The sequence below is a fragment of the Paraglaciecola sp. 25GB23A genome (assembly GCF_040012495.1).
Lineage (GTDB): Bacteria > Pseudomonadota > Gammaproteobacteria > Enterobacterales > Alteromonadaceae > Paraglaciecola.
Map to the genome: position 1 here is coordinate 1 of NZ_JBDYKM010000015.1, position 13,455 is coordinate 13,455.

General features: G+C 41.2%; 11 protein-coding genes. 4 read left to right on the top strand and 7 right to left on the bottom strand.

Annotation, left to right across the window (positions count from 1 at the left end):
• The first annotated feature begins 341 nt into the window (after nucleotides 1-341).
• A complete protein-coding gene (locus tag ABKW31_RS16360; protein WP_348617645.1) occupies nucleotides 342-995 on the top strand; it encodes a hypothetical protein in 654 nt (217 codons plus the stop codon).
• 349 nt (nucleotides 996-1,344) lie between these two features.
• Here ABKW31_RS16360 and ABKW31_RS16365 read toward each other — a convergent pair whose 3' ends face one another.
• Nucleotides 1,345-2,946 (bottom strand): methyl-accepting chemotaxis protein, encoded by a 1,602-nt coding sequence (locus ABKW31_RS16365; RefSeq protein ID WP_348617646.1) that lies wholly within the window; start codon nucleotides 2,944-2,946, stop codon nucleotides 1,345-1,347.
• A 519-nt stretch (nucleotides 2,947-3,465) separates the two neighbouring features.
• On the opposite strand from ABKW31_RS16365, the gene ABKW31_RS16370 reads away from it, so the two are divergent.
• The 3 genes from ABKW31_RS16370 to ABKW31_RS16380 all read left to right on the top strand — a co-directional run bounded on the left by ABKW31_RS16370 (nucleotide 3,466) and on the right by ABKW31_RS16380 (nucleotide 5,819).
• The gene (locus ABKW31_RS16370; protein WP_348617647.1) at nucleotides 3,466-5,121 is read left to right on the top strand and encodes a response regulator; all 1,656 of its coding nucleotides are present in this window, start codon (nucleotides 3,466-3,468) and stop codon (nucleotides 5,119-5,121) included.
• Between the two features lie 114 nt (nucleotides 5,122-5,235).
• The gene (locus ABKW31_RS16375; RefSeq protein ID WP_348617648.1) at nucleotides 5,236-5,559 is read left to right on the top strand and encodes a hypothetical protein; all 324 of its coding nucleotides are present in this window, start codon (nucleotides 5,236-5,238) and stop codon (nucleotides 5,557-5,559) included.
• Nucleotides 5,535-5,819 (top strand): hypothetical protein, encoded by a 285-nt coding sequence (locus ABKW31_RS16380; RefSeq protein WP_348617649.1) that lies wholly within the window; start codon nucleotides 5,535-5,537, stop codon nucleotides 5,817-5,819. The genes ABKW31_RS16375 and ABKW31_RS16380 overlap by 25 nt, the downstream gene beginning before the upstream one ends.
• A 137-nt stretch (nucleotides 5,820-5,956) precedes the next feature.
• Here the strand turns inward: ABKW31_RS16380 and ABKW31_RS16385 are convergent, their stop codons facing one another.
• The 6 genes from ABKW31_RS16385 to gss all read right to left on the bottom strand — a co-directional run bounded on the left by ABKW31_RS16385 (nucleotide 5,957) and on the right by gss (nucleotide 13,431).
• Complete coding sequence (locus ABKW31_RS16385) at nucleotides 5,957-6,748, bottom strand: transporter substrate-binding domain-containing protein (protein WP_348617650.1); 792 nt, start codon at nucleotides 6,746-6,748, stop codon at nucleotides 5,957-5,959.
• A gap of 213 nt (nucleotides 6,749-6,961) precedes the next feature.
• Nucleotides 6,962-7,762: a formyl transferase gene (locus ABKW31_RS16390; protein ID WP_348617651.1), complete on the bottom strand. Its 801-nt coding sequence runs from the start codon at nucleotides 7,760-7,762 to the stop codon at nucleotides 6,962-6,964.
• A 3-nt stretch (nucleotides 7,763-7,765) separates the two neighbouring features.
• Entirely contained in the window at nucleotides 7,766-8,629 is an 864-nt protein-coding gene (locus ABKW31_RS16395) for a mechanosensitive ion channel domain-containing protein (protein ID WP_348617652.1), read from the bottom strand.
• Nucleotides 8,630-8,709: 80 nt separating this feature from the next.
• Nucleotides 8,710-10,410 (bottom strand): D-lactate dehydrogenase, encoded by a 1,701-nt coding sequence (gene dld, locus ABKW31_RS16400; protein ID WP_348617654.1) that lies wholly within the window; start codon nucleotides 10,408-10,410, stop codon nucleotides 8,710-8,712.
• 27 nt (nucleotides 10,411-10,437) lie between these two features.
• On the bottom strand, nucleotides 10,438-11,505 hold the full coding sequence (locus tag ABKW31_RS16405) for a peptidase M42 (protein WP_348617729.1): 1,068 nt from the start codon (nucleotides 11,503-11,505) through the stop codon (nucleotides 10,438-10,440).
• Between the two features lie 36 nt (nucleotides 11,506-11,541).
• A complete protein-coding gene (gene gss / locus ABKW31_RS16410; RefSeq protein ID WP_348617655.1) occupies nucleotides 11,542-13,431 on the bottom strand; it encodes a bifunctional glutathionylspermidine amidase/synthase in 1,890 nt (629 codons plus the stop codon).
• Nucleotides 13,432-13,455: the final 24 nt, after the last annotated feature.

The following is a 13,455-nucleotide window of genomic DNA, read 5'->3' on the forward strand; positions in this document are numbered from 1 at the left end:
TTCTATCTACTATTTACTAGCAACTATCTACTCATCCTTCGCCCCTAAAGGAGCTCCTACAAAAGAAACCTCCGTGACTCTGTGCCCTCTGTGGTGAGATCGCTTTTGCATTTGTATTTGCAGTTGTTTTGTCTATCTACTATTTACTAGCATCTATCTACTTATCCTTCGCAGATCCAAATAATAAAGACTAGGCTTTTGGCAATCAAAAGAAGACCATAGGGCAGAGAGAGGTTGATGTTATAAACGGCCATATTGCAAGCCGAGTATTTTCTAACAACTTCGGTGCTATTAAAAAAGTTGCCGTGGCTTGAGTTTTAGTTTTTCTGTCGTGAGGTTATATGTGGTACCACCTGTTGGGTTGGCTTAGTTCACTGGTTTTTGTATTTACTTGGTATGGTTTATCACACCAAATTTTTCAAATGCTAAGTGCAAAAAAGAATGGAAAGGCTGCCAGTCAAAGTCTGTCTATTAATCAGTTTTCTGCTAGTTTTTTTGCATTTTATGCTAATTTCATTTTTGGTTTATCCGCTGATAATTTTAATCATTATTTAGTTTGGACTCGCCTCGGAGCCTTGCTATTACTGTTGGTGATTTTAGGGTATATCTGGAAGGACAGGCGCTCATTTCTAAGTCTTTTTGCCTTTTCTGGCGCAACATTGGCTATTGTAATGGGTTTTGTGGCGATGTATTTTCGACCGTTTCCAGCCCTCGCCACTTATGGTACCAATGGTTTTGTGGTCATAGTGGCTCTTATCTTGGTGCAAGGTACGGTTCATCAATGCATGGTTATCAACAAACAAAAAACCGTCGGCTCTTTATCTGAATCTATGATCTTATCTATAATATTAAAAGACCTGAGTACTTTAGCCTTCGCTCTTACTATGCCTCTTGCAGTGGCTTGGCCATTATTATTTATGAATGGCTCTAGTATTTTGAGCCGAGGGTTTTTGTGGCTAACAATGCGAAAGGTGGGCCGACAAAGTGACAATTAGGTGACTGATATAAATTATCAGGAAATTACAAAAAATTACGAAGACATCAACGATAATTATTAAACATCTATTCGTCCCTCAGTCTTTCGGAAAGCTTTTCCAAAGACTATTGCCTCATTGCGATGAAGTAACCTGCTTACACTGCGGAAAACTATCTCCCACAGGGCTCTGATGAAGCTTTGTCAGGTTCAACTTATGGGCTTAATACCCTGCACTCCACTAATAATATTGCTTGTTCTTTAGGTAGTTACCCTTATTACCACTACTGATGTAAAGGTAATAAAAGGGTAACCAAGCCTTCATAAATAGCTAGCAGCAATCTCAATCGTTAACAATATTCTCTGATTGTCTATTTTAAGAACGAAGCCAGTTGATCAACATGAGATTGAGTTTCGTTGATGAGTAAGCCAATTTGCACAGCCGCCTGATTTGATGTTTTCGCAAGGTTACGCACTTCGTCAGCCACTACTGCAAAACCTCGGCCCGCTTCACCTGCTCTGGCTGCTTCAATAGCAGCATTTAAAGCAAGTAGATTAGTTTGGTCTGCCACTGCGTTAATTGTCGTCACGGTAGTTTGAATTTTGCTAAGCACCGTAGACATTGCTTGATGTGTTTCAGTGACTAGCTTATTGCGCGAAGACACATTACTACCAAACACAATGTACTTAGAAACATTACCATTTAAATCTGTAATCGACGAAATAATACAATCCAAAATAACTTCAATGCCTTGGTAACTAAGTGTTATTAATACAGCAGTCGGCTCGCCTTGCTGAATTTTCTTCTCCCCCGCTTGATCCAAATGGTCTTTTAAATTGCCGACCACTTTTTGCATTTGTGAATGATCATGAATGTTTAACTGCTCTAGGGTGTAGTCATTAGCTGAAATAAATTGGCCACCGTGACTAAATTCCAACACAGCAGAATGGCTGCTAATAGCATCTCTTTGATTGATCTGCTCTAGGACTAGACGTTTAATATCTCGTACATCCGAGCTAACACCAACAAACCCAGTATGTTCGCCTTTTTTACTAAAAATTGGATTCACTGATAAAACAATCCAATAGGGCACGCCTGCTTTATCAAAGTTGAGTATCTCTTCATAAAAGGGCTCTCGTGCTTTGAGTTTTTGCGAAATCCGTTTAACCGTTTCTTTATCGGTTTGTTCGCCCTGCAATAAAACCCCAGGTTTTTTACCCTTTACTTCTGCCAAAGTTAAACCTGATAGTTTTTCAAAGCCGGGGTTAACATATTCGACCAACCCATTTTTATCTGTGATCAAGACACTAGTACTGGTATTACTTACCACCTTGGACAACATTTCAAACTGCTTATAATCAGCGTTTTGAGCTTGATGGGATAACACAAAAGCAGTTAACGGGCCTCGTTCCGAAGAAAGCGTGCAAGAGTTTACATGATAATAAAGATCATCTTGCTCAGATAAACAAAGTATCTGATCTGTAGATTTTTGAGCGGTTTGCAATATTTGTAATAGGTGTTTGTCTGCTTGGTCTAGATACCTGACCCCAGCATTTATTGGCTCTAAGTTCGCGATGACCAATTTACCAAATTTATCAAACACCACATACGCATCTTTATTAAGGGCTAACAGTTGTTGCCATGCTTGTTCGCTAAGTATTTTTAAAGGCACAGCTTCGAACACGTATAACGAACAAGATTCTAGGTCTTTAACTGTGAGTGAGACAGAACTTTGGCTTAGTTGTAATTCTGCATCGAGATGAATTGTCTTGCTATCTTCGTTATAAAGTTTACGCAAACTAGTAAAAGTTTGATTGTGGTCAGACAGTTTCATGCGCCGACTCAATTGGTTAAATGCTTCATTAGTCGCGATAAACTGCTGCTCGGCATCAATCACGATAGCGGCTGATTGATGAGTTAACACTAGCTGTTCAGCCAGCGTTTTTCTTTTAACTTTTGCACTAAACCACATGACGGCAATCACTTGATACAGGAATACGGAATATGTATACGCGAACTATTGGAAAAGAGATAATAAAAATGAAAATATATTCTAACTCAGGTATGAGGGAGCGATGCAAGACGCCTTAACACTGGCTCTCGGTCTGGTTAATTAAAGGGCGCCAAACATTAAACTGTGTTACAGCTTTAAATTGCTAAGCTTTTATTGATGAATTAAACCCTACCATTTTTGTCCACCGTAGGTAGAAATATTCACTGTCGAATTAAGGTGTGCTCACTTCTTTTGGCTATTGACCATAGTTACGGAATAAATATACAGTAGGCGTAGTCAGGAAGGCTTTATTTATCAGAATTTTAGATTATATAACTCAACCGAGCCGACACATTAGACATGCATTCGTTGCACTGACGTTATTTAAACGTTTAGTTAAACCCTTGCTTTTAAAACAGAATTTAATACTTGGTGTTATGTCATATAGGCATATACTAAGGGCTCATCCAAGCATTATAAAAGGTTGGAAAGCAGGACGTGATAGAGATCCCAGCGCAAAAGACTATTGAAGCACAAAAGGTACTGATTATTGATGGGCAAACTTTAGTCCATGAAGTCATCAAATCAGCCTTATTAGAGCTTGGGATTAAACAAGTTCAAAGTGCCGAAAATGCTTATTTTGCCTTGAGACTATGTGAAAAAACCAAATTTGACGTGGTTCTCGTGTCTTTTGATGTAAAAAGCGACAAAGATGGCTTTAATTTATTAGAAGAAATGAAGTTTAAAGGTTTTATCACTAAAACTACCACTGTCATTTTTCTTAGCGCTGATACCTCCTCTGGTTTAGTTAATTGTGTCGTTGAACTACAACCTAATGATTTTTGGGTCAAACCCCTTGATCGCCATAAAATAGAAAAACGCTTTATTTATTTGTTCACCATTAAACAAAAGCTTTACCGCCTTAATTACTGTGTTGATAAACAAGAATATGCCACAGCAGTTTATTATGCTGAGCGTCAGTTAGCCGATCCTGGGCTGACACAGTTTCATCCACAAATAAACCGCGTAATTGGTGATTGCCTACTACTACTTTTGCAATTTGAACAAGCCGAAAGTTTTTTTAAGAAATTGTTAGAGCAATATAAATATGGTTGGGTGTCGGTCAATTTAGCCCGTAGCTTGCTAAAACAAGACAAGCTAGAGGAAGCACAAACCCTGATTGACCAACTCTTAGAAAGAGATGATACGCGTTTTACCACCTATGACATATTAGCCGAATATTACATTGAAAAAGAAAACTATGAAAAAGGCTACGAGATAATTAAAGAAGCGACCAAGCTTGCTCCGCGAAACATTTCTCGAAATAAAAAATCTTGGAATTTAGCGCGCTTAAATCATGATCGCCATGGCCAATATATCGCCACCCAGAATATGGCAAAATATGCTAAAAATTCCATTCATGACTCCCCTCATCTAGCGCTAAATGTGATTCGTGCGGCCATTGATCTTGCTGCCACATTGCCGGGTCCAGAGGGTATTAAGCTGCTAACTAAAACGGAACGCGACTTTGGAGTATTACAAGAGAGTTTTGGTGCCCAAAATCAGTTAGGCGATCAATTAAGTATTATTAGTGCACGCATGTTAAACCTCAGATGCGATAAAAATGGCGCAGAAACCATTGTTCGCGATCATATGGATGTGCGTAAAGAACATTCAATTGAAGACAATTTAGACAAAGTAAAAGCCTTTCATGAATTAGGTTACTGGGAACACTCACTCGCACTGTTAGATAAAATCAAAACCCAAATCGAGGGGGACTCTTTTATAGCCCAAGTGATTAACGAATACCTTGAGCAAGAGTCTCAAGAACGCACGGCAATTCATTATTCACCAAAAGAGTTGGTCGATATGGCCTCAACTCATTATAAAAATAAACGTTATAAACCTTCCTATGCTTTGTTGAAACAAGCCATCGTCCTCACACCTAAAAATGCCAACATTGCCTTAAGTTTGGTCAAAGTCATCGCCAAAATTGCCATAGATGCGCGCTTAGAAAGTGAACACCTTGAAACATTTGAAAAATGTAAGATTTTAGTCAACACCTCTCCCCTCACAGCAGCCCAAAGAACAAAAATGGAAGAATACAGCCACATTATTCATCCCGCAATTGTGCGAAAAATGCACAAAGGTTGAAACTCACGCAGATTTTTTGGGTACTTGTTTAAAATTTTTATTTGTCGCATTTGCTTAAAACACTCCGCCTTGACTATGCTTAAGCGCTAAGTAATCACAGAGATTTTAAAGCTTATGACCACCATTAAATCTAAGCAACTTAAAGTTAACAAAACCATCAGCACCACAGACACGAGTCTCAATATAGAAAACGACAGCGCAGAACCATTAGTGCCGGGGGTTTATGATTTTCAGCTAATAGTAAACGATGACTCGGGCAATCAGTCCTCTCCAACCATCGCCAGAGTGATTATTGTTGATGATAAAAAACCAACGGCAGTTATCGATGCACCTAGCCGGATTGGATTTGCTGAAGATCTGTTATTGAGCGCACAACGCTCGGTCGATATTGGTGGCAAGATCGTGGAGTATAAATGGACGTTAATCAAAAACCCGTAACACTTCAATTGAACAGCCCCAGAATCACTGACACCACCACTTTGTTGGTGGCTGGATTAAAGCAGCCAGGTGAGTACGCAATTCAACTGGTGGTTACTGATGCTGTAGGCAACAAAAGTGCTGCCTTTGAGCATAAATTCGCTGTGAATTATCCTGTTAGCTTGCGTCAAAAGCTATCTTATTACTACGTCTCTTTGCTTCTATGGTGGTCAAGACTTGGATTTCAAACAACCACGAGCCAAAATCGACCTTTTGAATAAGACAGTCTTACTGAAACATCTTTTAAGGGATTTATTTAGCACTTAATTTGATGATTCTAAGCTGTTGAGCTAAGTCTAAACAACTGAGATAAATGCGTTACATAAGCTCATTTTCTTTAAGTTTTTCAAGAGGTGATTTAACAACTAGGCAAGATTGGAAAGTGGCGTCCTTTTGAATGCCTAGCAAGAGATGCATCAAATTTACCACTCGAAATATAATCTTGTAGTTGCGCATCGATAAGAGTTTTTATGTTCTGCATGTCTTGGCGCATCATAAAAACCAAGTCGACCGAGCTTGTAGCTAAGGGGGATTGATGAATACTAAGACCACAAAAACTATGGTCAGAAAAGGTCACTGCCGCGTTAAAATCATTCATAACTGCATAATCACAGCGTTGTTTAGCTAACATGGCAGCCATTGCTGCTTGGCTGCTTGAATCAACTCTAAGCAGCACATTGCTATTAAATAAGTCTTCTAAACCTGTATAAACAAAGCCACTTCGGGTGCAAATTCGTTTACCAGCGGCCTTAGCCAGCTCAAAATCAAGTGGAAACTCATTCAAACTGTATAAAAATGAGTGATGAGATAAAATAGTAGTGCTCGCGATAAAATCTTCAGGTTGTTTTAACCATTTAGGGTTGGCTAAAAACATATCTATCTTGCCTTCCCTTAAAAACTGTTCGCTACGGCTACGGTTAGAATCTACATAGTTGGCGGTAAACGAGCCATGACCCGCGGTAAATTCAAAAAAATCGCGCACCAAACCTTGGTAGGATTGACTATCAGTATCAAAATACGCATAGGGTGGAGAACCCGGTGAATTAACCGCAAACACCAGTACAGACACTTCGCCTGCAAGCGCTACTTTGACGGTCGGTAAGGGTGTAAACAACAGCAACAAACCAATTAATAAAGTTTTTTTAAACAATCTAACTCCCTGTTGCTTTAATTTGTAAAAGTTAAAATTAACAAAGATGGGCCAAACCACCTAGGACAAATATCTTAAAGATCTTGGCTTAACTGGCTGAAGATAGTAACCCATGCTGGGGCTTAGAAAAAGAATCTTACCAAGCTCTGCTTGATCAAATTTACTGTAATAAAATACTGTCGATCAAAAAAAACAGCGACAATAAAGTCATGCTTAAAGATATTGCTCAACGACCTGAGCTAAATGTGCATAATCAAACAAGCGTAGACCGCTTGCCCTAAAGTCATCAATTTCAGCTTCAGATGGGAAACTATAATAATTTCCCTGTGAAGATTGCGGAAAACTGGCAACCACACCATCACGTTCTATAGTACTTATGGCCCGCAGCACCTGTTTTACTCCACCTTGATACAGGTTTAGCACATTTTCTAGATAGGAGAGCTGGTAATTTAATGCAGTAGTGCTGTAGCTAATAATATCGCCGCAATCGATACTATCATCTCGAATATAATGCAAGGTACTGGAATGCTGTATCTCATTGTTTTGCATGGCCCTAAAACACGCCATTACACCACGATAATCAGGTAATTTACCTGAATGTAGGTTTATTACTCCATATTCTGGTATCGCCAATACCGCCTGTTTTAGGATCAAACCAAAACGAATAGACACAATCAGATCGGGTTTACTGTCCCTGATAATCTGCTGCCCTTGGGCGCAATTGACAGAACTTATATCCTTAATTTCAAGTCCTAGAGCCTTAAGATCACCAAAACCTAAAAGTCTGTCTTTGAGTTTACCGCCACGGCTACGCAAGGCAGGAAAAATCATCTGATTAAATAAAGCCTGCTCAGCAAAAGCGAGCTCTTGTAACGCTAGTGGTTTCTTGACTCGACCGCCTACCTGGGCTGACAGCAAAACGCGCAATACATGCTGAGGCTCTAGTCCCTGATACAAGTAATTTAAGGCTAGATTACTGGCTAAGTCTCGATTTGCCAGCAGGGTAATATTCATTGATTAGTCTGCTTTATGTAAGGTCAATTTGCCATCAACATGAATATCTCGCTGAGGGAAAGCAATACAAATATCATGTTCACTGAATAGCTCATCTATTCGATAACGAATATTGCTGCGGATCATGCGTAAATGTCCTTCAACACTGGCATTCATCCAAAAATACACCACAAACATTAAGGCATTGTCGCCAAAATCATCAAAAATAACCACCGGGGCAGGCGTCTTAAGAATATCAGCTTGTTCATCTACCGCTTGGGCAATTAATTCAGCGACTTTGCGACATGGCGAACCGTAAGCCACACCGACACTCACCGTCGTGCGAGTCATATTGTCAATTAAGGTCCAATTAACCACGGTATTTTCAAGCAACAAACTATTGGGTATCATCATATGCACGCCATCGGTACGTCTGATGCGGGTAGAGCGAGTATTTATGGCTTCAACATTACCCTTTACCCCGTCCACCTCTAAAAAGTCACCGATTCGAATGGGACGTTCCCACATTAAAATCCAGCCACTGATAAAGTTATTAATAATGTTTTGTGCACCAAAACCGAAGCCAATGGCTACCGCGCCCGATAAAAAAGCAAAGGCAGTGATAGGCACATTGATTAAGTCTAAGATGGTGATAAACAATGCTAGCAAGGCAATAATGAATAATATGCGTCTAACCAAATGCACCACATCAGGGGCAACGCCCTTTTTGCGCATGCGCATGGTAATCAGTTTTATGCTCCAACTGATCAGGAAATAACCGACAAATAAAGCGCTTGGCAATAGTAATAAATCGCCTAGAGAAATGACTTTGTCATGGATACTAAATAGGGGCTCTTTAAAAAACGCGACAATTTCTGTTAGATTCATTGTTATCTCATTTATATATTTGCGGTTAATCAGAAGCTAAAAATGGCGTTCACTGAAAGCTTCAACCAATCTGCTTTGAATTAAGCTTGGCAACTGCAATTGCGGCGGTGTCGCTCAGTTTTCCCAATACCTGGATTAAAAGAATTGGTAGGGTCAAGTTGGGTGTAAAACTCACGTAAACTTTGCTCGGCTGAATAGAGGTGGCCTACGTTATGTTCAGCTGGATATTTTGCAGCACGCCCCTCTAACAAAGCTAGCATATGTTGTTTTACTTTTTTGGCATCAACGCCCTTTTTCAAGATATAGTCTTGATGGAAAACATGACAGAAGAAATGCCCATAATAGAGTTTCTTGTCGAGTATGTGTTCAAGTTTTGGCGGCAAAACTTCAAGCCAGTCAACATCATTACGGCGTAAAGCGATGTCTAGTGACAACAAATCTCCTACCGTTTGCTGGTGCAGCAGTTGGTAACGCATGGCCGCTCCCGCAGCCGCAAACCGATGTAAAAGTGCGCTGGCGCCTTCATCTGCGTTGCATTCAAAATAGTCGCCCTGATGTTGCTTAAAAAATACTGCCAAGTGGTCGCGGGCTTCAGTTATGCCCTCGTCGCTCATTTTAAGGATCAGATGATGTTCGTATTTATCGCGATATTGCAGCATTCGTGTAGGCAAGTGCTGAGGAAAAAGCCGCGCTGCCAGTTGCATTACTTTGTCGCTAAGATGCACAGAAACCATTGGTAAGGCTTTGCACCACGCATCAATACGCCCTTTTAAAGAAAATAACGCGGGCAAGCGGTCAGTACCAAGGTATTTCACACTCAAAAACGTGTCTTTGCCATATTTGGCGGAAATATCAAAAACATCTTTGTGTAAGTACTCACCCACCTCTGGCAAGTTGCGATAGTTTTTTAAAATGTCACGTCTGAGCTGCCCCAATACCAATGGGTCATTACTACCGATATAAAAAACTTGCTCTTGTTTTGCCGTGACAAAAGTATCTAAACGTACAGCAAAAACCGCTAATTTTCCGGCACATCCACTGGCTTCAAACAAACGCCTAGGATCAGCATTGAAACGACTTGGCGTACTTTCATCAATAGCTCTGACCCGTGCTTGATATTCTTGATCAGAAGCGAGGGCCGAACCTTTTTTTAAGTTTTCGGTGGCAAAATTACCCTGCATAAGATTGTTGAGTATTTGCTCCGGCTCTTCACCTAAGTCAATACCCAAATGGTTGACTAATTGCAATTTGCCTTGCTCATCAATACGCGCAAATAAAGCCAGCTCAGTATAAGCCGGCCCACGTTTAACCAATGCACCGCCAGAGTTATTGGCGATACCGCCAACCACTGAAGCGCCGAGACAAGATGAACCTATGACCGAATGCGGTGCGCGCCCCAATGGTTTCAGCTGTTTTTCTAAACTGAATAAAGTCGTACCAGGAAAGCTCAATACCTGTTGGCCCTGCTCTAATAGATAGATCTTATCCATAGCCAAGGTGTTAATAATGATAATAGGGCGGTCATAGTCATCACCATTAGGCGTAGAACCTTCGGTTAAGCCAGTATTCGCAGCTTGCATGATTATAATCGCTTGATGTTCAACGCAGACCTGTAAAATTCGATAATAAATAAGTAAGTCTTGCGGAATCACTACCGCTAATGCTTTGCCGCCGCCTGAACGCCATCCATGTCGAAATTTTTGCGACTTTTTTTCATCACTAAGCACAAATGGCTGACCCGCAATGGACTGAAGTTGAGCAAGTAAGCTTGCGTTTTGCATAATTTGACTACTAAAAAAGAGACGACATTAGCTATTGGCTAATTCAGTCATAATACTTAAGAAGGCAACTACTGAGCCTAAGGGTGCTGATTCAGACATGGTGTGATAACCACTTGAAGGAATTTGCAAGGTGGTGCCATCAACCAAACCATTAGATGCGGCGATAATGCGGCCCATTTCGGTAGAGCCATAAGACGATAAAGGCTCGCCTTTTTGTTCTTGTAGCCGGTTTTGTGCCGCCACGTACTCATCTTTGAATTGATAACTCACGCCAAGACGCTGGCAAATACTGACTAACTCTTGGTTGAGGGAAGCATTAAAATTAGCGTTAGCGTCTTTATTGCGTAGAACCAATTGCTGCTGCTTAGCCGTCGGTAAATCTGGATAGGGGCTGGTATCCACCACTATCAGTTTGTTGGTTGAACCACCAAATCGTCTGAACCATTCTAGTAAATAACGCCAACTTTTGCCCGCTTCTTCCTGAGCGGTAAAAAATGCCGTGCCTTGAAAGCCATTTTCGAAAAGATGCACTAGGGCAGCAGTGGTTAATACATTATCTAATTGCCCCACTAAGGCTTGCTCAGTGATGGTCAGCTTATCGGTAAAAGCTACCGGTGTGCCGGCAACAAGATGCTCTAGCCCATCGACTTTAAAAATCAGGTTATTACGATATTCACAAATGTAAGCACCAATGATTTTACCTCGTCCTCGGTAAGCACCAGACCAAGGTTCAAATGCATAAACACTTTCAGCATCAAAGCGGTCAACGATCTTTTGCATCAAGGACTCACTCACCGAGTTACCCAGTAAATCAGAACGAGCTCCTGCAACAAAAGCAGCATATTGAAACTCATTGGGTCCGGTGCAAACTAAGCCATGTCTGTCGATATGCGCCGAAAACATGCGGGAATCAGGTTTACTGCCTTGGGCCACCAGCAAACCTTCATACCAAGTGACCTTGGCACCACGCTCTTCTAGTTCACGCTGCAAAACACGAAAAAAAGAGTGCTCTGCACCCGTTACACTGGGGCTGCGCATCAAGGTACGCAGGAGTTCAATAAAAGACTCTGGTAAGTCGGTTTGTCCATTTAACATTGCATCTACAGCCTTGACCTTGGTATTCACTATTTATTACTCATCTAAAAAGGATAAATCATCGTCTATACGCAAAGCCATACAGTCACTGTCTTTACCAATAATCATCGACGGATCAACTCTGACACCACTTCCAGCGTAATTTCCGGCCGCGGTAAATGTACAGACTTGTACATAGTAACTACCCACTTTAGGTAAGGCAAAAAGCTGTTGATAAATTTGCGTCCTATCGGCAAAAGCCCCTCCCTTGTCTGCGAGTACATTACGGTCTTTATCGATAAGCTGAATATTGGCACCACAGCGCCCCACAATAGGCTTGACCACATATCCACTGGCTTCCAATTCAGGACTAAGTTCAAAACTAGTATTAAGCAGTAAGGGGTGATTTGGAAATAAGGACCAAAGGACTGGCAAAATGGCTTTATTACTTGGTATTAGGGTCCAAAGTGGTTCAAATACCATGATTTCTTTTCTCAGCAATACATCACTCAGGTTAGGTACCGAACCGGGTGGCCTAATTTTATCGGTAATGGTTTGCTGCTCATCTTGCTCGACCCGCAATTGGTCTAAGGCTGTTTCCCACGCCCAGGTTTTCCATACCCAACACACCTTATTACCATGGGCATCAACAATATCACCCTGTTCATTCCAACTAAGTGAACTGAGTCCAACCACTCGTTCACATTTGTGACCTGCTGCTTCAATGGCCGACAACATAAACAGTGCATGGTAGTCTTCTTCTGGATCAGTATCTTGTAATACGTGGACTAAACCTTCAACTTCACTTTCGCGCCACGCCTTAACCAATTCTGCAAAGAGCTCGCCACCAGCATCTTCACCATGTTTTAGGCCCAGATGTTTGGCCCACTTACCCTGCACTTTTCCGGTTTCCATATAACAAGAAGCGGAATCGCAGTTGTATTCATAAACTTTTAAGCCCTTGTCAGACATGGAAAAGTCAAAACGACTAGTAATTAACTGATTTAAGCGATTATCCCACGATTGACGAATTCGCGGCAAAATAGACTCAGGCAAACCAAAAGATTGCAGCAAGTCATCGTGTTGCAGTACGTAGTCAGTGGCGTGCATAAACAAACCATGTAGTTCATCGGTGGCTGATTCAAGCGCTTCTTGAGCGCTTTGCGACATCATATAATAACTAAGATGATCCGCTTCGACCGACGTCAGCCAGTGGCCTTTCATCATCTCAACATAGGCTGCTTCATCATCATTAGCGATATTCAACCAAGGTTTGACTGCTTGAGCTGAACTATGGGCCGTAGCGGGTTTTAAGTTAAATAACTCTCGCAGTTCTGGCTCTGATATCTCGGCATGAGCCTTATCATCTGTTTGAATCATCCATCCCAGTATAGTAGCGTCACTGAATGAGCACTCTATCCAGAAGTCATTTTCGCGGCCAATCTTGACTTTAATTTCACGAGAATAGTCTTGTCCCTCAGGCCAAGGTACAAAATTCATATTTTGCTCAACAATGCGCACATAAGCATCACTCACCTCAGTGATGATAGCCACATGACCCGTATTGACAAATTCTCCACCCTCTTCCCAAATCAGCAAACTGCCAACCTCAGGATGACGCTGAGCACCGTTTTTATAAGATTGCAAAGGCAGCAATTCGTTGCTGGCGATTTCTCTTACGCTGGGTAAATTGAAAATCTCATAGGCCATGGACACATCATTAAAGATGTAACCTTTATTGATATATAACCAACGCCTTGCAAACTCCACACATTGCCACTTATAACCCATGTAAATACCATCAAAATAACTTCGATAGGCACTGCGATTGGGATAAAGGGATTGATCAGCGGTTTCATAATCACTTGAGTATGAAACAACACCGCCGGGCGCGGTGCCCAGCGGTGTGCCAAAAGGAGTGGATCCTAAGTCTATTTTAGGCGACATAGATTTCCTTGTGGTTAGTAATAA

Bases quoted from the DNA above. Each gene is read 5' to 3' on its own strand.
- ABKW31_RS16365 (WP_348617646.1), bottom strand. From the start codon at position 2,946: ATGTGGTTTAGTGCAAAAGTTAAAAGAAAAACGCTGGCTGAACAGCTA.
- ABKW31_RS16360 (WP_348617645.1), top strand. From the start codon at position 342: ATGTGGTACCACCTGTTGGGTTGGCTTAGTTCACTGGTTTTTGTATTT.
- ABKW31_RS16380 (WP_348617649.1), top strand. From the start codon at position 5,535: ATGGACGTTAATCAAAAACCCGTAACACTTCAATTGAACAGCCCCAGA.
- ABKW31_RS16395 (WP_348617652.1), bottom strand. From the start codon at position 8,629: ATGAATCTAACAGAAATTGTCGCGTTTTTTAAAGAGCCCCTATTTAGT.
- gss (WP_348617655.1), bottom strand. From the start codon at position 13,431: ATGTCGCCTAAAATAGACTTAGGATCCACTCCTTTTGGCACACCGCTG.
- ABKW31_RS16390 (WP_348617651.1), bottom strand. From the start codon at position 7,762: ATGAATATTACCCTGCTGGCAAATCGAGACTTAGCCAGTAATCTAGCC.
- dld (WP_348617654.1), bottom strand. From the start codon at position 10,410: ATGCAAAACGCAAGCTTACTTGCTCAACTTCAGTCCATTGCGGGTCAG.
- ABKW31_RS16375 (WP_348617648.1), top strand. From the start codon at position 5,236: ATGACCACCATTAAATCTAAGCAACTTAAAGTTAACAAAACCATCAGC.
- ABKW31_RS16405 (WP_348617729.1), bottom strand. From the start codon at position 11,505: ATGTTAAATGGACAAACCGACTTACCAGAGTCTTTTATTGAACTCCTG.